Genomic DNA, 19,124 nt, shown 5'->3' on the forward strand with positions numbered 1-19,124 from the left:
TAGCCGTATAAGACTATATTCCAAGGCGGCCCGTTTATCCTTCCAATTTCAAAAACCCTGGTCTACACCGGTTGCAGGGGAGAACTGCCGAAAACGGCGAGACAATAAGGGGAGGCGAATGTCGGTATTCCTGGCCGCCAGTCGGCTGATCGACTCGATCAGCGAGTTCATGGGAAAACTTTCCGAATATATGGTGCTGTTCTGCTGTCTGATCAGCGCCGGAAACGCCATCGTGCGCTACGCCTTCAACTACAGTTCGAACGGCTGGCTCGAGATCCAGTGGTATCTCTTCGCCTTCGTCGTGCTGCTCGGCGCCTCGCATGCGCTGCGCAACAACGAGCATGTCCGCGTCGACCTGATCTATGGCTCGGTTTCCGACAGGGCGAAGATCTGGATCGACATCGTTGGCCTCATCCTCTTCCTCATTCCCGTCTGCATCTTCCTCACCTGGGTCTCCTGGCCCTTCTTCGCGCTTTCCTACCGGCAGGGGGAAATATCGGGCAACGCCGGCGGGCTGATCCGCTGGCCCGTCAAGCTGGTCCTGGTCGCCGGTTTCGCGCTGCTCTCCCTTCAGGGCGTTTCCGAGCTGATTAAGCGGGTCGCAGCCGTTACCGGCCATATCAGCATCGACACGAAATACGAAAAGCCGCTGCAGTAACGCGCGCCTGGAGGAACGGATTTGTTTGATTTCGGCATCATTCCGCCGGCCATGTTCCTGGGCATGGTCATCTTCATGCTCTACGGCTTTCCGGTCGCCTTTTCGCTGGCCGCCGTCGGCCTGTTTTTCGGCATCATCGGCATCATCACCGGCCATTTCGACGAAGCCCTCCTGCAGGCGCTGCCGCTGCGCTTCTTCGGCATCGTCTCCAACGACCTCCTGCTCGCCATTCCCTTCTTCACCTTCATGGGTGCGATACTGGAGCGTTGCGGGCTGGCCGAGGATCTGCTCGAAGGCACCGGCAAACTCTTCGGTGGCATTCCGGGCGGCCTCGCCTATGCGGTCATCCTCGTCGGCGCCGTGCTTGGCGCGATCACCGGCACAGTGGCTGCCTCGGTCATCACCATGGGTGTGATTTCGCTGCCGATCATGCTGCGCTACGGCTACAATCCACGCCTTGCTACCGGCGTCATCGCCGCCTCCGGCACGATCACCCAGGTGATCCCGCCCTCGCTGGTACTCGTCGTTCTCGCCGACCAGCTCGGCAAATCGGTCGGTGACATGTATCGCGGCGCGATCGGCCCGTCGATCCTGCAGGTGGCGATCTTTGTCCTCTTCATCCTGGTGCTATCGATCGTCCGGCCAAAATCGATGCCGCCGCTGCCAAAGGAAGTGCGCGGCGACTTCAATTGGGCGCTGCTCGTGAAGGTGCTGATGGGCATGGTGCCCTCGATCGTGCTGATCTTCCTCGTGCTCGGCACGATTTTCATGGGTCTTGCGACGCCGACGGAAGCCGGCGCGCTCGGCGTCGTCGGCGCCATGGTGCTCGCGGCCATGAACCGGCGCCTCACCTGGCCGCTGGTCCGCGAGGCGATGGCATCGACCACGCACATCACCTCCATGGTTGTGATGATCCTTATCGGCTCCACCTGTTTCAGCCTGGTCTTCCAGGGCATGGACGGCTCGCGCTGGATCGAGCACATGCTATCGGGCATTCCCGGCGGCCCGGTCGGTTTCCTGATCTTCGTCAACATCTTCATCTTCGTGCTCGCCTTCTTCCTCGATTTCTTCGAGATCGCCTTTATCGTCATCCCGATGCTCGCCCCCGTCGCCTCCAATCTCGGCATCGACCTGATCTGGTTCGGCTTGCTGATCTGCGTCAACATGCAGACGAGCTTCATGCACCCGCCCTTCGGCTTCGCGCTCTTCTACCTGCGCTCGATCGCCGGCCGCGAGGTCAAGACCTCGGATATCTACATGGGTGCGCTTCCCTGGGTCGGGATGCAGCTGATCCTGGTGGCTATCGTGATCTTCTGGCCACAATCGGTGACCTACTGGCTGGACCATGGCCCGAAGGTCGACCCGAACTCGATCAAGATTGAAGTCCCGGGCTTCGGCGGTCAGCTCGGTCTGCCCCCGCTCGGCGGCAACAATGGCTCGCCGCAGATCCCGGGCCTGACCCTGCCGCCGCTGAATGGCCTGCCGGGAGCGCCGCCGGCGCCCGCCAAATAGCCAGCAAAAAGCAAAACCCCGGATCGAAATCCGGGGTTCTGGTATCGCGTTCGTGTAAACCACCAATGTCAGCGGCGGGGGCTCCTAGATCTTACCCGCGCGCTGTTGGATCATCATGAACGTATCGAATGTGTATTCCGAAAGCTGCATCCAGAGATAGGCGTCGCGCTTGAAGGCGGTCTGGTCCTCGTAGATCTTCTTGAAATACTGGTTCGTGCCTGAGATTTCGCTGTAGATACCGGTCGCGGCCTGGAAGCAGGCTTCCATGATCTCCTGGCTGAACGGCCGCAGCGTTGCGCCTTCCGCAACGAGCTGCTTCAACGCGCTCGGGTTCTTCGTGTCGTATTTTGCCAGCATATTGGTGTTGGCGAAAGCGCAGGCGTCGTTGAGCGCTGCCTGATAGTGCTTCGGCAGGCTGCTCCATTTATCGAGATTGAAGAAGGCATGCACCGTCGGGCCACCTTCCCACCAGCCCGGATAATAGTAGTACTTCGCCACCTTGTGGAAGCCGAGCTTCAGGTCGTCATAGGGGCCGACGAATTCTGCCGCGTCGATCGTTCCCTTTTCCAGCGCCGGGTAGATGTCGCCGCCGGCGATCTGCTGTGGGATGACGCCGACCTTCTCCATGACGCGGCCAGCGAGGCCGGCAATGCGCATCTTGACACCCTTGAGATCGTCGAGCGTGTTGATTTCCTTGCGGAACCAGCCGCCCATCTGCGCACCAGTATTGCCGGCCGGCAGGGCATACATGCCCTGTGTGGCATAGAATTCGTTCATCAGGGTATTGCCGTTGCCCTGGTAAAACCAGGCATTGGTCAGGCGGCTGTTCAGTCCGAACGGAATGGCCGTTCCGATGGCGTAGGTCGGGTCCTTGCCCACGAAATAATAGGAGGTGGTATGGGCTGCCTCGACCGTACCCGCCGCTACAGCATCAACGGCCTGCAGGCCGGGGACGATTTCACCGGCTGCGAAAGGCTGTATCGTGAAATTACCGTCAGTGGCAGCAGAAACATGCTTGGCGATATCGTCGGCGCCGCCATAGATCGTGTCCAGGCTCTTCGGAAACGACGAGGTCATACGCCAGGAAATCTTCGGGTTCTCCTGCGCAATTGCAGGCGCTGCCAGAGCACTTGCGGCAACGGCACCGGCGCCGGCTGTTCCCGCCTTTTTCATAAACGAACGACGATCCATCAAAAACCTCCCGTATAGATGGCACTGCGCGGTCAATCCTCACCCCTACCCGCAGTAATGGCAAAGCTAAGCATGGCGGAAGAAGCGTTTCAAGCTATAGTCTATTAGTCTTTGGGATCACGACCCTTCTGTGACACGGCCCACACATCCATCGGAATCAGCAGCTTAGCGCGTCTCATACCGGGCGCACTGCAGGAACCGCCGCAATTTGGCCGCCGCCCGCATCCAAGCGTTGACTTACCGGCCAGTCTGGCCGCAGAAACGTCCGATATTGTTTTTCCGAGGCGAAGATGACGAAACCGATCGTGGCCATTCCTGCCGATATCCGCACCCTCGACGGCGCAACCTGGCATGCCGTGCAGCATCAGTATCTGCGTGCGGCGCTGAACGCCGCCGGCGTGATGGCCTTCATCATTCCCGCTTTCGAGGAAGGCTATGACACGGATGCGATTCTGGATCGCGTCGACGGCGTGCTGGTTTCCGGCTCGGCCAGCAATGTACACCCCTCGCTCTACGGCATCGAAGCCAAGGAGGCGGATGGCCCCTTCGACCCCGCCCGCGACGCTACGAGCCTGCCGCTGATCCGCCGCGCAATCGACCGCGCCATCCCGCTTCTCGCCATCTGCCGCGGCATTCAGGAATTGAACGTCGCGCTCGGCGGGTCGCTCGCCAGTGAGATCCAGGAACAGCCCGGCATCTGGGACCACCGCAAACCCGATATCACCGATCGCGACGGCATGTATGCGATCCGTCAAAGCGTCTTCATCAAGGAAGGCTCGTGCATTGCCGGCATTATCGGCGCCGGCGAGATCCGCGTGAACTCCCTGCATCGGCAGGCGATCGCCAAGACCGCACCGCGTCTGCAGGTGGAGGCCGCGGCAGAGGACGGCACAATCGAGGCCGTCTCAGTCATCGATGCCAAGGCCTTCGCGGTCGGCGTGCAGTGGCACCCGGAATACTGGGCCGAGACCGACAAGCCCTCGAACAAGCTCTTTAGCGCTTTCGGCGATGCCGTCAGAGATTACGCCGCCAACAGGCTGCCATCGCTTTAGCCACAGGCAATAACCTGAAAACTGAAGGCCGCCGGTTCGCTCCGACGGCCTTCTTCATCTTTAGCGAAATAGCTCAGCGGCCGCCTTCGATCTTGCGGTGACGCTGATTGCTGCCGTTCACGCCATAGGGATATTGCCCCGGCATCGGCGCACTGACCTCGTTGAGCTTTGCCGTCTCGTCTGCCGAAAGCACGAATTGCGCAGCAGCGAGATTGTCGGCGAGTTGTTCGGACGTGCGGGCACCGAGAATGACCGAGGTTACAGCCGGACGCGCCGCCACCCAGGAAAGCGCCACCTGCGCCATGCTGACGCCGCGTGCCTTGGCGATCTCTTCCACTATGCTGATGATACCCCAGGTTCGTTCCTGCGCGTTGCGGGCAGCATAGGCCTCGCCGCCGCGATTGGGATTTTCGCCGAGGCGCGTTGCACCCGTCGGCGTCTCGTCGCGCTTGTACTTGCCGGTCAGCCAGCCGCCGCCGAGTGGAGACCAGGGCAGAAGGCCCATGCCGGCATCCTGGCAGGCATCGACGATCTCGAGTTCGATGTCGCGCATCAGCAGGTTATATTGCGGCTGCAGCGTTACCGGCCGCGTATAGCCCTGGGCCTTGGCGATTTCGGAAGCCTTGGCAATGTGCCAGCCGACATAATTCGAGAAGCCGTAATAGCCGATCTTGCCCGAGCGAACGGCATCATCGAGGAACCGAAGCGTCTCCTCGATCGGCGTCAGCGCATCCCATGCATGCATCTGGTAGAGATCGATATGCTCGACACCGAGGCGGCTGAGCGAGTCGTTCAAAGCCTGATTGAGATGACGGCGGGAAAGGCCGATATCGTTCGGCCCATCGCCCATCGGGAAGCGGCCCTTGGTGGCGATTACGGCCTGCTTTGCTTCTGCCGGGCGTGCCTTGAGCCAGCGGCCGATGATCTCCTCCGATGCGCCGGCGCTGTAGACGTCAGCCGTATCGATGAAATTGCCGCCCCAGGCAAAATAGTCGTCGAGCATCTTGAAGGAGGCCGCCTCATCGGACTCCTTCCCGAAGGTCATTGTGCCCAGGCAATATGCGGTGACGACGGCCCCGCTGGGACCGAGCTTGCGATAATCCATTTCTGCCTCCTTCCAGAGGCGCCGGCTGCCCGCACGAGAAATCGCCGGGCGGAGCAGACGCTCCCCGATCAAATCGCTATGTGTAAGCTTGAGACGGCGAAATGCCGCCGATGAAAATCACGGCCGCTGGGAATGAACGCGGCCGGAGCCAATCATAGCCAATCCTTCCCGGCCGACCAAGTAGGGAAACGGGAAAAAGTCCAAGGGCAAAATAGGAACAAGCAAAACACTCCCTCCGCCTTCACGGAAGGAGCGGGGAACGGCCTATTGCTTGACCGGCGTTTCCGCCACCGGCGTCACCGGCTTGCCCTGCTCGAACCACGAGATGAGGTTTTCCGCCACCAGATCCGCCATCGCATTACGTGTCGGTATCGAGGCCGAGCCGACATGCGGCACCAGCACCGTATTCGGCGCAGAAAGCAGACCGGCCGGCACATTCGGCTCATCATAGAAGACATCGAGGCCGGCACCACCAATGGTGCCTGCATCGAGCGCAGCAATCAGCGCATCCTCATCCATCGTCCAGCCGCGGCCGACATTGACGACGATGCCATCGGGGCCAAGCGCGGAAAGAACCTCCGCGTTGATCGTCCGGTGCGTCTGCGGCGTTTTCGGCACGATCGCAATCAGCGTATCGACGGCCTCGGCAAGCCCCTTCAGCGTCGGGTGATAATCATAAGGCGCATCGATGTGGCGCGAGCGGGTATGGTAGCTGATTTTCACCTTGAAGGGCTCCAGCCGCTTGGCAATTTCAAGGCCGATGCGGCCGAGACCGTAGAGGCCGACATGCCGGCCTTTCAGCGAAAAGCGCGTCAGCGGATAGGAAGCGCCCGGCTTCCAGTTACCATCCCTGAGCCAGTTCTCCGCCTTCGGCAGCTCGCGAATAGCGTTGAGCAGAAGCGCAATGGCTGTGTCGGCCACCTCGTCGTTCAGCACGTCAGGCGTATTGGTGACGATGATGCCCTTCGAGCCCGCAAGCTTTGCATCGATGCCGTCGTAGCCGACGCCGAAACTGGCGACGATCTCCAAATTCGGCAACTGCTCGAACCAGGCGGCTGGGAAAGCGCCGCTGAGCGCTACGCCGCGAATGCGTTTCGCCGTCTCGGCATCGAGCTTCAGCGTCTCGTCGCGCTCGACGGCCACCACCTCGAAACGATCCTTCAGCTGGGCGAGAACGCGATCATGCATCTTCCCGGGAACGAGAACGGCAATGCGGGACATAGCTTTTCCTCTTGGCTTCGGCGGTCAGGAACGCGGCCGATAAGGGCTGGTGGACTGGCGGATACGCATTTCCGGCTTGATGAGATGAATGCCATCAGGCTCATGACTGCCGGCAAGTCGATCAAGTAGGGCGCGGGCGGCAAGACGTCCAACTTCCGTCTGGCCGTTCCAGACGGTGGTCAGTGCCGGCGTGGCGATCGAAGCCTCCTCCAGATCGTCATAACCGGTCACCGAGATATCGCTGCCGGGCACGAGCCCGGCGCGGGCAATGCCGTTCATGAGGCCGATCGCGACCAGATCGTTCCAGCAGACGGCAGCACTCGGCTTTTGCGGCAGGGAAAGGAAATGCACCGCCGCCTCGAAACCGCCCTGTTTCGAGCGTGGGCCGGGAATGCGCAGGTTCGGATCGACCTCGATGCCGGCCTTGCGCAGCGCATTGACGTAGCCCTGATAGCGGTCGCGCCCGGTTGAGGTCTGATCGGTGCCGCCGATCATCGCAATCGTCCGGTGACCAAGGCCGATCAGGTGGTTGGTAGCAAGCGAAATGCCATAGCTGTCGTCACCGCGATAGGTCGGTACATCCTGGCTGTCCATGGAGCGCGCGACGAGAATGGCCGGCATGCCGTTTTCTTCCGCGAGCTGGATATCCTCCGGCGGTGTGCCGATCGCCGGGGACATGATGACCCCGTCACCGCCGAGCTGCAGCAGGGTTTCGATGAAGGTACGCTGCTTCTCGACGGAATCGTAATGGTTCGAGAGAATGAAGGTGTGGCGACTGCGGTCGAGTTCGCTTTCGATCGCCTTCAGGATTTCCCCGTAGAACGGGTTCATGATGTCATGCACGACAACGCCGATAATGCCGGAACGCGATGTGCGCAGGCTGGCGGCACGGCGATTGTAGATGTAACCGAGCGCGCGGGCCTGTTCCTTGATCTTTTCGCGGGTATTGCCCGCAACGAGCGGACTGTCGCGTAAGGCAAGGGAAACGGTCGCCGTTGATATGCCGAGCGTTTCTGCAATCGTCGAAAGCTTGATCTTCTGAACCACGTCTCCTCCTCCAGGCAACGCGTAAAGCCGGTTAAAGCTGCCGCAGTGCAGCGACAGCCTTAAAAAGTTTAATTAAAAGATTTAAGCGGCACAGGCAATTCGCCTTTGAGGAAATTTTCAGTCTTCCTCATCTTCATCCGCATGCATTGCCTCTGCCTGCAGATTGGCGTCGATTGCCTTGAGCAGGCGTACGAGATTGCGGATCTCCTTCTCGGAGAAATCCAGCGTCGCGAGCTTGTCGCAGGAGGAGGCGGCAAGTTCGATCCCCTGAACGCTTCCGCGGCCGAGATCGGTGAGATAGACCTTGGTGAGGCGGGCATCCTCGGCATCGGGCTTGCGCTCGAGGAAGCCCTGCGCCTCCATGCGGCCGATCGTACGGGTCATGGTGGGCGCCTTGACACCGAGCTTCTGGGCAAGCCCGCCGGCTGTCATGCCGTCGCTTTCGGTAAGGGAAATGATGACGCCGTCCTGGCCGGCATAGAGCCCGCTTTCGAGCAGGTTGCGCGAAAGGACCGTGCGCATGGAGCGCGCAGCCTGCGTCAAAGCCGGGGAAAGATCGACAAGCGTATACTCGGTCTGGTCCTTCTTTTTCTTGTGCTTCTTGCCGTCCTTATGCTTCTTGCCCATTGCCATCCCTTTGATCTTTAAGCACTGCCCAGGCTGCGTTATGACATTGCCCATCATCTCGTCATAAACAAGAGGCAAGGCCGATGTTGGTTCCGTCGTTCCGTTTCGAGGACAATGATCCCGCACTTGCCCCAGAGGCGCGGCATCAGTGGATTGCGCTGCTGCCGCTCGGCGCACATGAACAGCACGGTCCCCATCTGCCCTTCGAAACCGACACATTGATCGCGCAGGGCATTATCAACAGGCTCAAAACCGCCCTTCCGGCCGGTTTGCCCGTCACCGTACTCCCCATCGAATCGGTCGGCTACTCCTTAGAGCACATGGATGTTGAAGGAACGAAGACGCTCTCTTTCGAGACAGCCGTGAAGCGCTGGCTCGACATAGCGGAAAACCTCTCGAAGCTCGGTATCCGCAAGTTCGTGATGCTGAACGCCCATGGCGGCAACTCGCCACTGATGACCATCGTCGCCACGGAGGCGCGTGTGCGCTTCAACATGCTGGCTGTCGCCACGAGCTGGACCCGCTTCGGCCTGCCGGAGGGTGTGATCTTGCCTGATGAAAAGGCTGTAGACATTCACGGCGGAGATATCGAAACATCCGTCATGCTGGCGCTCTATCCGGACAGGGTGGATATGGAGAAAGCCGCAGATTTTCCTTCCAACCAGACAGAGTTCGCTCGGCGCTTCAAGCACCTGCGCGCTTATGGTCCGCATGCCTTCGGCTGGAAGATGTCCGATCTCAACCCGCAGGGCGTCGCAGGCAATGCGAAAAAGGCGACTGCGGAAAAGGGTGAGGCCCTGATCGCCCATGCCGTCAGCGGATTGGTGGAACTGCTGCTGGATGTCGATGCTTTCAACGCAGAAACGCTGCGATGAAGACGCGGCTTTGCACAGAAAGCAATGTGATCTTATAACATACAAAACCCTTTGAACTGCCGCTTCCAAGCGCCTATATGAAACCGACCCATTCTGGCTCCGGACTTTGCCGTCGGGGTCAATATCCTACTTTCGAGGTTCTCATGACCGACGCGATCCAGACACAGCAGAAGCCCATCCCCGTCACCGTGCTCACCGGTTATCTCGGTGCCGGCAAGACGACCCTGCTCAACCGCATCCTTTCCGAAAATCACGGCAAGAAATATGCTGTCATCGTCAACGAATTCGGCGAGATCGGCATCGATAACGACCTCATCGTCGAGTCCGATGAAGAAATCTACGAAATGAACAATGGCTGTGTGTGCTGCACTGTCCGCGGCGACCTCATCCGCGTCGTCGAAGGCCTGATGCGCCGCCCCGGCCGCTTTGATGGCATCATCGTCGAAACCACCGGCCTTGCCGATCCGGTTCCGGTTGCCCAGACCTTCTTCATGGATGACGACGTCCGCGCCAAGACCGAGCTCGATGCCGTCATCGCCCTAGTTGACGCCAAGCACCTGCCGCTGCGCCTGAAGGACAGCCGTGAGGCAGAAGACCAGATCGCGTTCGCCGACGTCGTCATCATCAACAAGACCGATCTCGTCACGCCGGAAGAACTGGCCCAGATCGAAGACATCGTGAACGCCATCAACCCGGCTGCTCGCGTCTATAAGACGAGCCGTTCCGGCGTTGATCTCGCTCGCGTTCTGGACCAGGGCGCCTTCAACCTTGAGCGCGCGCTGGAAAACGATCCGCATTTCCTCGAGCACGGCCATGACGATCATGTTTGCGGTCCGGATTGCGATCATGATCACCATGGTCATGACCATCATGATCATGACCATCACCACCATCATCATGGTGAGATGTCGGCAATCCATGACGTGACGGTGCAGTCCGTTTCGTTGCGGGGCGGCGAGATGAACCCCGAACGCTTTTTCCCCTGGATCCAGAAGATCACCCAGACGCAAGGCCCGAGCATTCTGCGCCTCAAGGGCATCATCGCCTTCAAGGGTGACGCCGAGCGTTATGTCGTCCAGGGCGTACATATGATCATCGAAGGCGACCATCAGCGCCCCTGGAAGGACGGCGAAAAGCATGAGAGCCGTCTCGTCTTCATCGGCCGCGACCTCGACCGCGCCAAGCTCGAAGAATCCTTCAAGGCGTGTGAGGCGACCGCCTGATGCCAACAGTTGCACCGCTTGATCTCGACGGCCACGTTCTGGCCGTCGAATTTTTAGGTGATGTCCCTTTCTTCGCGAATGCCGACGGTACCTTTCACCGGCTCGATGGCGGCGACAAGGTCATCGAAGCCCATCAGGGCATGCTGACGGCGATCCGCGATCCCTACAGTGAAAGCCTGATTTCGGGCGGCGAGGATGGCAAGGTGCTGCGCATTACTGCTGACGGCAGCGTCAGCGAAATTGCCTCAGCACCGCGCAAATGGATTTCGCAAGTCGCCGCCGGTCCGCAGGGCGCAATCGCCTATTCCCACGGCAAGAGCACGCTCGTGCGCCTCGCCGATGGCACGTCTAAGGAATTTCCCGAAGAGCGCACGGTCGAAGGCATCGCCTTCGCGCCCAAGGGCCTGCGTATTGCTGCCGCCCGTTATAACGGCGTATCGCTGCATTGGGTCGGCACGAGCGCCAAGCCTGTCGATCTCGAATGGAAGGGCGCTCATACCGGCGTCACCTTTTCGCCTGATGGCAACTTCCTCGTCACATCGATGCAGGAAAATGCGCTGCACGGCTGGAAACTCGACGTCAAGTCGGGCACTGAGGCCCGTCACATGCGCATGACCGGCTATCCTGCCAAGGTGAAGTCGCTCTCCTGGTCCGCCAAGGGCAAGTGGCTTGCCTCTTCGGGCGCGCCGGCCGCCATCGTCTGGCCCTTCCAGGGCAAGGACGGTCCGATGGGCAAGGCGCCGCTGGAGCTAGGCACCCGTGCCAACATCATGGCAACCGCGGTGAAATTCCACCCGGTTGAGGATATCCTCGCCATTGGATTCATTGATGGCATGATCCTTGCCGTTCGCCTCGCCGACAACAAGGAAGCGCTGCTGCGTCGCCCCGGCAAGGGGGCGATCACCGGTATGAGCTGGAGCAGGGACGGCAAGCTGCTCGCTTTTGCTTCCGAGACCGGCGATTGCGGTGTAGTAGATATTGCGGCCTGAGGAAAAACGGATGCCGATGACAAGGATAGCAGCACCAGAAGAGCGAACGGGCGGTAGCATGGGTTCTCCGTGGCCCACCATCCGTGCCGAAGCTATCGATCTGGCGGATCGCGAGCCGACTCTTCGTAAACTGCTTTCGACACAGATCATCCGCGCAGAAAATGATACCCATATCATCGCACATGTGATCTCGGCGCGCCTCTCGGTCGCGAAGGTCGATGCCGAAGACCTGTTCCAGCTGTTCTACGGCACATTGCAGGACCACCCCGATATCGGCGCCGCCATCGAAGCCGATCTTCTGGCCGTGCGCGAACGCGATCCCGCCTGCACCACCTATCTGCACGCATTGTTGAACCTGAAGGGCTTCCATGCCCTTCAGACACACCGTATTGCCCATGCCCTGTGGATGGCTGGCCGCGTAGAGATTGCAAGCTGGCTTTCCAATCTCGCCTCGCTGGTCTTCGGCCCGGATATCCATCCAGCGGCACGGATCGGTTCCTCGATCATGCTCGATCATGGGTCGGGCATCGTTATCGGCGAGACGGCCGTCATCGAAGATGAAGTCTCTATTCTGCAGAACGTCACGCTTGGCGGCACGGGCAAGGAGACAGGTGATCGCCACCCGAAGATCCGCCACGGCGTGATGATCGGCGCCGGTGCGAAGATCCTCGGCAATATCGAGATCGGCGCTTTCAGCAAGATCGCAGCCGGCAGTGTTGTGCTGAAAGCAGTTCCTGCTCATTGCACGGTTGCCGGTGTTCCGGCGGCTGTTGTGCGTATTCATCGCAATGATGAAATCCCGGCCGAAACGATGGATCAAAATATCTAGACTTAGGCCACCCGCTCAAGCCGCGTGCTGCTTTTCCCCTGACACTTCGACCCGGTTGCGGCCTTCGCGCTTCGAACGGTAGAGCGCCTCATCTGCCTTCTGCACGAGCCGCTCGAAATCCCCGCCCTCTTCCGTGCGTGTGGAAACGCCGATGCTGAGCGTCGGGAAGGTCGCCAGATCCGGCATCTGCATGACGGCTGCCACAAACGAAAGGCGAATGCGGTTTGCGATCTCTACTGCTTCTTCCCGATCGACATTGCGGAGCACCGCCAGGAATTCATCCCCGCCTTGCCGGGCAAGCAGGTCGCAGGGACGCATGATACCCTTCGACACTTTGGAGAAAAGTCGCAGGACCTCGTCGCCGGCGGCATGACCGTGCTGGTCGTTCAACTGCTTGAAATTGTCGATATCGATGATGAGAAGCGATACCGGCTGGCCGGCAAGCAACGGCACATACTGGGCAAGGCCGCTGCGGTTGAGCGTCCCGGTCAGCGCATCGTGATGCGCAAGCTCGATGAGCTGGTTCCGGCTCCTCTCCGCCGCCATCAGCACCATCGCCATGCTGCGAAGCATGATGAAAGCCACTGCCGACACCGCCATCCAGCTATGGATGATGCTGCCGCCAAAGGGATCCGGCCCGCCGATGTCTCCGGTTGCAGCAAGAAGGCTGCGAACCGCGAAGATCGCTGCGGTGACGACGTAAAGCCCCAGAAGAAGAGCCGCCGAATAAAGTTTCTCACGGCGGAGAATGCCCGCTGCTTCCCTGGCGATGGTGATATCGCAGAGGCAGCAGATCACCGAGACATAAAGGAGACGCTCAGATATCGCTGCGGGATCGCTGATGAAAAGGGCCACGGGCATGCTGCCGCAGATTATCACGAGCCAGGAATAGCGCCGGTCGATCGGACGCCCCGCAAAGGCGCGGACGGCAAAAAACATCAGCATATAGCCGACGATGGTCAGCACATTGCCCGCATCGATCGAGATATAATAGGGAACGAGATTGCGTAGCGCGACGAGGAAGGAACCGATACCGACCAGCAGGTTGCTGGCACCCCACCAGAGCGGCCAGCGCTCGAAGCGGCCCGTCGCATAGGCAGCGAACTGGAGCGCGCTCAAAACGATGCAGCTCACCGCTACGATGAAATAGATTGTCCGCAGATCCAGCAGCATCGAGCCTATCCTGAAGTCCCACGCGGCGGACCCTACAGGAAGCGATTTGCAGTTTGATTGGATGCTTCGCTAAAAATTTAGCGACATCTGGTTTTGTGCGTCAGGTGGACCGTACTGTCCCGATGATGTCAGCCAGCAGGCCGTGCAGCGAATCTCGGTAGCCGTCGCGGGCCGAAGGGCCGCTCTCCTGCGAGGTCATGACGACCGTGAGATCGAGCGACGGAACGATGTAGAGCATCTGTCCGCCATAGCCCCATGCGAAATGCACCTGCTCTCCGCCGATCTGTCGGGTGAACCAGCCATAGCCATATTCGTCACCGGAGAAACGCGAATTGGTGCGGTGCTGCCAGGACTGCGCCACCCAGTCCGCCGGAACCACCTGTTTGCCGTCGCCCGCGCGCCCGCCATTGCGATAAAGCTCGCCGAAGGCAAGCAGCGATCGGGCGCTCATCGCCATCTGGTTGCCACCGAGGTAGATGCCTTGCGGATCGCGCTCCCACGCACCGATCCGAAAGCCCTCGACGGGACCGAGCCATTCGCGCGCCAACGCCAGCGTCGACTTGCCGCCGACCTTGGTGAGAATGGCGGAAAGAAGATGTGTAGAGGCGGTGGAATAGAGCATCTCCCCGCCGGGCTGATCGACGAAAGGCTGTGAGAGCGCAAAACGCACCCAGTTGCGTGAGGAGACCCAGCGCCCGTAATTCGCCCCCGACATACGATCCAATCCCGCCTGCATGGAGAGCAGATTGCCGATCGTGATGTCGTTGAGGCGCGAATCCGGAAAAGCGGGCAGATCTGCCTTCAGGATCGGCGCGATCTTCTGATCCGGCCCTTCCAGCAAGCCCTTGCCGATAGCGATGCCGACCAGCGCCGACATGATCGATTTCGAAGCGGATTTGATGTTGGTCGATTCCAACGGGGTATGACCGCGATAGCCGCGCTCTGCCACCACACGCCCATCACGGGCGACGACGACCGTTTTCAGCGGCTTCATCTCGTCTCGACTTCCGACACTGTCCAGGAGAGTTGAGACGGTGCTCCCCTGCTGCTGGGCGACAGCGGAGACAGGGGCGAGCAGCAGAAGACAGAGAACAAGGCGCTTGATCATGGAGCAATGAGCTAGCGCAACTGCATGCCGAAATCAGCAGCGGAGATCAGTGATTCACGCGGACGTGAAACTTTATGATCCGCGCACAGGCCACTTGCAGTCCCGCAAAGCGGCACGACATACTGCACATGATCAGCCCATATGCGCATTTGGAGGAGACTGCATGGCCCGAGTGATCGTCATCGGAGCAACAGGACATGTCGGCACCTATCTCGTACCCCGCCTTGTCGAGGCCGGCCATGAGGTGGTGGCGATCAGCCGCGGCGCAGCCGCGCCCTACAAGGCACACGAAGCATGGAGCCGCGTCGACATCAGGCATATGGATCGGGCAGCGCTTGAGGCGGAAGGCCGGTTCGGCCATGAGATTCGCGCGTTGGGTGGCGAGATCGTCATCGACATGATCTGCTTCACGCCTGACAGTAACGAACAGCTCGTGACCGCCCTCGAAGGCCATGTCGGCCATTTTCTTCATACAGGCACGATCTGGACGCACGGTTTCTCCACCGTCGTGCCGACACCCGAAGAGGCACCGAAGAAGCCCTTCGGCGACTACGGCGTGAAGAAAGCAGCCATCGAAGCCTATCTGCTACGGATGGCGCGAGAGAGAAACTTTCCTGCGACCCTCATTCATCCCGGCCATATCGTCGGCCCCGGCTGGAACCCATTAAACCCGGCAGGCCACTTCAATCCCAATGTCTTCACGACGCTGGCGCGCGGCGAGACGCTGGCTCTACCGAATTTCGGCATGGAAACCGTGCACCACGTCCATGCCGACGACATTGCCGAGCTCTTCATGGCCGCCATCGCAAAGCCGCAGGCGGCGATCGGCGAGGCTTTCCACGCAGTGTCGGAAAAAGCGCTCACGCTACGGGGGTATGCGGAGGCGATGGCCGCGTGGTTCGGCAAGGAACCAAAACTGGAATTCCTCCCCTATGAAGCCTGGGCGGAAAAACAGAACCCGGAAGAGGCGAGAGCCACCTGGGAACATCTCGCCCGCAGCCCCAACTGTTCGATGGAAAAAGCCCGCCGGCTGCTCGGCTTCACCCCGTGGCACAGCTCGCTGCAAGCCGTGCAGGAAGCCGTCCGCTGGCTGATAGACAATGGCCGCGTCGAGGCTAAGGCTCCCTAAGCCACCAGTGATAGCACTTAAACAAAAAAAGCCCCTCCCGGAGATTGGGAGGGGCTTTGCCGGTCAGGCCGCCTTCCGGACCGGCGCGCCAGCCAGCATGCGTCCCGAAGGAACGATCATGCCGGCAGCGCCGCCAAGCCAGCCCTCAACGAGCTCCAGCGCCAGAAAGCGCGAGCGTTCGAAGGGACCGGGCATGACAAGGTGACGAGCCTTCTCGGCGAAAAAGCCGAAACGCTCGTAATAGTCCGCATCGCCGACGAGCAGGATCGCGCCGTGGCCGCGGTTTTTTGCTTCGAGGATCGCCGCACGCATCAGCGCCGAGCCGATGCCCTTGCCGCCATGCCTGCCGTCGACGGCAAGCGGGCCGAGCAGCAGGGCGTCGAGCGGCGTGCCCTCGTGGTTGATACCGGCTTCGACGTTCCACAGGCGCACCGTGCCTATGACACGACCGTCACGGTCACGCGCGACCAGCGCCAGGCCTTCGGCCGGAACGCGGTTACGGCGGATCATTTCCGACGACTTCTTGCGACGGTCCGGACCCATGACGCGATCGAGCAAGCTCTCGCGAGCGACGACGTCGGACGGATTTTCCGCGTCGATGGTGAAAGTAACAGGCGCAAAGAATGCGCGGACAGAATCAAGAACAGCGGCCATCTTGGCCTCCCGTACCCAATACCGTTATCAGCGGCGATGAAGAGGAATTGTGAAGATGCCGCCCCGGCTGGTTACGGGGCTGGCGAAGTCGGACCTTAGATGACGTAGGCCTTCAGCGGGTCGAAACCGTTGAAAGCGACCGCCGAGTAGGTCGTCGTGTAGGCCCCTGTGCCTTCGATCAGGACCTCGTCGCCAATCGTCAGGGTGATCGGCAGCGGATAAAGGTTCTTCTCGTACAGCACGTCGGCCGAATCGCAGGTCGGGCCGGCGATCACGCAGGGCTCCATCTCGTCGCCGTCGCGCTCGGTGCGGATCGGGTAGCGGATGGCCTCGTCCATGGTTTCGGCGAGACCGCCGAACTTGCCGATGTCGAGGAAGACCCAGCGGGCGTCGTCATTATCAGACTTCTTGGAAATCAGAACGACTTCAGCCTTGATGACGCCTGCATTGCCGACCATGCCGCGACCCGGCTCGATGATCGTCTGCGGGATCTGGTTGCCGAAATGCGTGCGCAGCGCCTGGTAGATCGACTTGCCGTAAGCTTCCGCGGACGGAACGTCGCGCAGATACTTGGTCGGGAAGCCGCCGCCCATATTGACCATCTGCAGGTGGATGCCCTGCTTGGCAAGCTGGACGAAGACGCGCTTGGCATCGGCAAGCGCCGAATCCCATGCATCGACCTTGGTCATCTGCGAGCCGACATGGAACGACACGCCGTAAGACTGCAGGCCGAGCTGATGAGCGTAGACGAGAACGTCGACGGCCATCTGCGGAACGCAGCCGAACTTGCGCGATAGCGGCCATTCAGCACCTTCGCCATCGGTCAGGACGCGGCAGAATACGCGGGCGCCCGGAGCTGCACGGGAAATCTTCTCAACTTCCTCGTGGCTGTCGACTGCGAAGAGGCTGACGCCGAGCGCATGCGCACGGGCAACGTCGCGTTCTTTCTTGATCGTGTTGCCGTAGGAAATGCGAGCTGCGGTCGCACCGGCCTCAAGCGCCATTTCGATTTCTGCGACGGACGCGCAATCGAAGTTGGAGCCGAGGCCTGCGAGCAGCTTCAGCACTTCCGGGGCCGGGTTAGCCTTGACGGCATAGTAGATGGCGCTGTCCGGCATGGCGTGACGGAAGGCATGAAAATTGTCGCTGATGACGTCGAGGTCAACCACGAGGCAGGGACCGTCGGGACGTCGGGTTGCGAGAAAGTCGCGGATGCGCTGGGTGGTCATATCGATTCCCTCTTCCAATTCCAGAGCTCCGGCATGAACCGGAGGACAAAGGGCATACAAGAACCGCTCAGGAACCAGCCGGTGGAGACCCCGGATCCTTGACGGCGCTTGATGCGCGAATAGTGAACCAACGCCGCGAATGCGGTATGGGTTCGGCTTTGTCTGCCATGGATTGGAGGGAATATCCCTGCCGCACTTCCGGCAATGAAGGTGTGCCTCTTCAGTAACCCCCGCTGATGGAAAGCAGGGAGAGAACAAAAAGGCCCGCACCGTCGTTGCTTCAGGCGTCCTCGCATTTTCCGGTTGGCCGGAATAGCGACTGGAGGGGTTAATTCCAGGTACCTTACCGATTTCCTCACCAATTCGAGGGTTCGGCGGACACCCATGGGCACGTGCGACTTTGGGCTGAGTGGGAAATAAGAATATTTGCCTTCACAATCAAGAGAAATTTTGCGCTCCGGCCCAAAAAAATAATTGAACGATGAAGGACAATTTGTTCAACCTCCTTCAACAGATTTGGAGGACCGCCCATGGACACCTTGACCCGCATACGCGCCTTCATCGATGTGGTGGAAGCAGAAGGCTTTTCCGCCGCTGCGCGGCGCACCGGCCGCTCCAAGGCACTGCTATCCAAATATGTGCGCGAACTGGAGGACGAACTCGGCGCGCTGCTGCTCAACCGTACCACCCGGCAGTTCTCCATGACCGAGGCCGGCCACACCTATTATCGCACCGCGTCCGATATCCTCAAGGAGATCGACAACCTTGCCGACCTTGTGCGCGAGAACAATGCGCAGCTGAAGGGCCGCTTGAAGGTCTCGGTGCCACGCACCTTCGTCGATGCCGATGTCGGTCAGTCGCTGATCGATTTCGCCAAGGAAAATCCAAACCTGCAGCTGGAGATCGCTGCCGACGACCGCTTCGTCGACCTGATCGAGGAAGGCTTCGACGTCGCGGTCCGCGTGACCAAACTCGAAGATTCCGGCATGATCGCCCGCAAGATCTCCGATTTCCGCGTCCATATCTGCGCCACGCCGGAATTCCTTGAACGCTACCCCAATATCGAGCACCCGACCGATATTTCCAACGTCCCCTTCATCGTCGACACCAATTCCCGCAGCCAGGCAAGCATCCGCTTCTACAATCCCGACAGCACCTCCTTTGCGGTCGCCGTTTCCGGCCCGATGGAAGTCAACAGCCCGCACGCGACCCTGCGCGCCGCGCTGTCAGGGATCGGCATTGCGCTCATTCCCGACTTCATCGCCCGCAAGCCGATAGAGGACGGCAGGCTGGTGACGCTGTTCAACGACTATATTCCGACCGATCGTGGCATCTACGCTGTCTATCCGCACCGGCGCTATCTGCCGGCAAAGGTCAGGATCTTCGTGGACTACCTCCACAACTGGTTCAAGAAACATCCCTGAGCGAGCGGGATGCGCGCCCAAGCGTCGTAGGGGCGGTCCCAATTCCGTCCCATTTTCTGGTGAGAAATCACCCCAACC

At 60.2% G+C, this 19,124-nt stretch carries 18 protein-coding genes; 9 read left to right on the top strand and 9 right to left on the bottom strand.

Going from position 1 to position 19,124, the window contains the following annotated elements:
* Nucleotides 1-118: 118 nt before the first annotated feature.
* Nucleotides 119-658 (top strand): TRAP transporter small permease subunit, encoded by a 540-nt coding sequence (locus AC1DNW_RS01240; RefSeq protein ID WP_113296015.1) that lies wholly within the window; start codon nucleotides 119-121, stop codon nucleotides 656-658.
* Between the two features lie 21 nt (nucleotides 659-679).
* Nucleotides 680-2,170 (top strand): TRAP transporter large permease, encoded by a 1,491-nt coding sequence (locus AC1DNW_RS01245; protein WP_113310347.1) that lies wholly within the window; start codon nucleotides 680-682, stop codon nucleotides 2,168-2,170.
* Nucleotides 2,171-2,254: 84 nt separating this feature from the next.
* On the opposite strand, the gene AC1DNW_RS01250 is transcribed toward AC1DNW_RS01245, so the two are convergent.
* Nucleotides 2,255-3,361 carry a TRAP transporter substrate-binding protein gene (locus AC1DNW_RS01250; protein WP_113310348.1) on the bottom strand — a complete coding sequence of 369 codons (1,107 nt, stop codon included), beginning with the start codon at nucleotides 3,359-3,361 and terminating at the stop codon, nucleotides 2,255-2,257.
* Nucleotides 3,362-3,651: 290 nt separating this feature from the next.
* On the opposite strand from AC1DNW_RS01250, the gene AC1DNW_RS01255 reads away from it, so the two are divergent.
* Nucleotides 3,652-4,413, top strand: a complete 762-nt coding sequence (locus tag AC1DNW_RS01255) for a gamma-glutamyl-gamma-aminobutyrate hydrolase family protein (RefSeq protein ID WP_113310349.1) — start codon at nucleotides 3,652-3,654, stop codon at nucleotides 4,411-4,413.
* A 73-nt stretch (nucleotides 4,414-4,486) separates the two neighbouring features.
* On the opposite strand, the gene AC1DNW_RS01260 is transcribed toward AC1DNW_RS01255, so the two are convergent.
* The 4 genes from AC1DNW_RS01260 to AC1DNW_RS01275 form a co-directional block, all read right to left on the bottom strand.
* A complete protein-coding gene (locus tag AC1DNW_RS01260; protein ID WP_113310350.1) occupies nucleotides 4,487-5,518 on the bottom strand; it encodes an aldo/keto reductase in 1,032 nt (343 codons plus the stop codon).
* A 264-nt stretch (nucleotides 5,519-5,782) separates the two neighbouring features.
* A complete protein-coding gene (locus AC1DNW_RS01265; protein ID WP_113310351.1) occupies nucleotides 5,783-6,739 on the bottom strand; it encodes a 2-hydroxyacid dehydrogenase in 957 nt (318 codons plus the stop codon).
* 24 nt (nucleotides 6,740-6,763) lie between these two features.
* Nucleotides 6,764-7,786 (bottom strand): LacI family DNA-binding transcriptional regulator, encoded by a 1,023-nt coding sequence (locus AC1DNW_RS01270; RefSeq protein ID WP_007817439.1) that lies wholly within the window; start codon nucleotides 7,784-7,786, stop codon nucleotides 6,764-6,766.
* 117 nt (nucleotides 7,787-7,903) lie between these two features.
* Nucleotides 7,904-8,413 (bottom strand): MarR family transcriptional regulator, encoded by a 510-nt coding sequence (locus AC1DNW_RS01275; protein WP_113310352.1) that lies wholly within the window; start codon nucleotides 8,411-8,413, stop codon nucleotides 7,904-7,906.
* An 83-nt stretch (nucleotides 8,414-8,496) separates the two neighbouring features.
* Between AC1DNW_RS01275 and AC1DNW_RS01280 the strand changes: the two genes are divergently transcribed.
* From AC1DNW_RS01280 to cysE, 4 genes are all read left to right on the top strand, one after another.
* Nucleotides 8,497-9,288 carry a creatininase family protein gene (locus AC1DNW_RS01280; protein WP_113296008.1) on the top strand — a complete coding sequence of 264 codons (792 nt, stop codon included), beginning with the start codon at nucleotides 8,497-8,499 and terminating at the stop codon, nucleotides 9,286-9,288.
* 143 nt (nucleotides 9,289-9,431) lie between these two features.
* Nucleotides 9,432-10,511 (top strand): CobW family GTP-binding protein, encoded by a 1,080-nt coding sequence (locus AC1DNW_RS01285; protein ID WP_113296007.1) that lies wholly within the window; start codon nucleotides 9,432-9,434, stop codon nucleotides 10,509-10,511.
* Nucleotides 10,511-11,500 carry a WD40 repeat domain-containing protein gene (locus AC1DNW_RS01290; protein ID WP_113296006.1) on the top strand — a complete coding sequence of 330 codons (990 nt, stop codon included), beginning with the start codon at nucleotides 10,511-10,513 and terminating at the stop codon, nucleotides 11,498-11,500. The genes AC1DNW_RS01285 and AC1DNW_RS01290 overlap by 1 nt, the downstream gene beginning before the upstream one ends.
* 10 nt (nucleotides 11,501-11,510) lie before the next feature.
* A complete protein-coding gene (gene cysE, locus AC1DNW_RS01295) occupies nucleotides 11,511-12,329 on the top strand; it encodes a serine O-acetyltransferase (protein ID WP_477851766.1) in 819 nt (272 codons plus the stop codon).
* A 15-nt stretch (nucleotides 12,330-12,344) separates the two neighbouring features.
* Here the strand turns inward: cysE and AC1DNW_RS01300 are convergent, their stop codons facing one another.
* The gene (locus AC1DNW_RS01300; RefSeq protein WP_113310353.1) at nucleotides 12,345-13,502 is read right to left on the bottom strand and encodes a GGDEF domain-containing protein; all 1,158 of its coding nucleotides are present in this window, start codon (nucleotides 13,500-13,502) and stop codon (nucleotides 12,345-12,347) included.
* A gap of 100 nt (nucleotides 13,503-13,602) precedes the next feature.
* On the bottom strand, nucleotides 13,603-14,610 hold the full coding sequence (locus AC1DNW_RS01305; protein ID WP_113310354.1) for a serine hydrolase domain-containing protein: 1,008 nt from the start codon (nucleotides 14,608-14,610) through the stop codon (nucleotides 13,603-13,605).
* 163 nt (nucleotides 14,611-14,773) lie between these two features.
* Here AC1DNW_RS01305 and AC1DNW_RS01310 point away from each other — a divergent pair, with 163 nt between their 5' ends.
* On the top strand, nucleotides 14,774-15,739 hold the full coding sequence (locus AC1DNW_RS01310; protein WP_477851768.1) for an NAD-dependent epimerase/dehydratase family protein: 966 nt from the start codon (nucleotides 14,774-14,776) through the stop codon (nucleotides 15,737-15,739).
* 63 nt (nucleotides 15,740-15,802) lie between these two features.
* On the opposite strand, the gene AC1DNW_RS01315 is transcribed toward AC1DNW_RS01310, so the two are convergent.
* Both AC1DNW_RS01315 and odc2 read right to left on the bottom strand, forming a co-directional pair.
* A complete protein-coding gene (locus AC1DNW_RS01315) occupies nucleotides 15,803-16,393 on the bottom strand; it encodes a GNAT family N-acetyltransferase (protein ID WP_477851770.1) in 591 nt (196 codons plus the stop codon).
* A gap of 95 nt (nucleotides 16,394-16,488) precedes the next feature.
* Nucleotides 16,489-17,622, bottom strand: coding sequence for an ornithine/lysine decarboxylase (odc2, locus tag AC1DNW_RS01320; RefSeq protein WP_113296001.1), 1,134 nt, complete (start codon nucleotides 17,620-17,622; stop codon nucleotides 16,489-16,491).
* Between the two features lie 530 nt (nucleotides 17,623-18,152).
* Here odc2 and AC1DNW_RS01325 point away from each other — a divergent pair.
* Nucleotides 18,153-19,046 carry a LysR family transcriptional regulator gene (locus tag AC1DNW_RS01325; RefSeq protein WP_113296000.1) on the top strand — a complete coding sequence of 298 codons (894 nt, stop codon included), beginning with the start codon at nucleotides 18,153-18,155 and terminating at the stop codon, nucleotides 19,044-19,046.
* Nucleotides 19,047-19,124: the final 78 nt, after the last annotated feature.

The organism is Rhizobium sp. 05L429, from assembly GCF_056397645.1.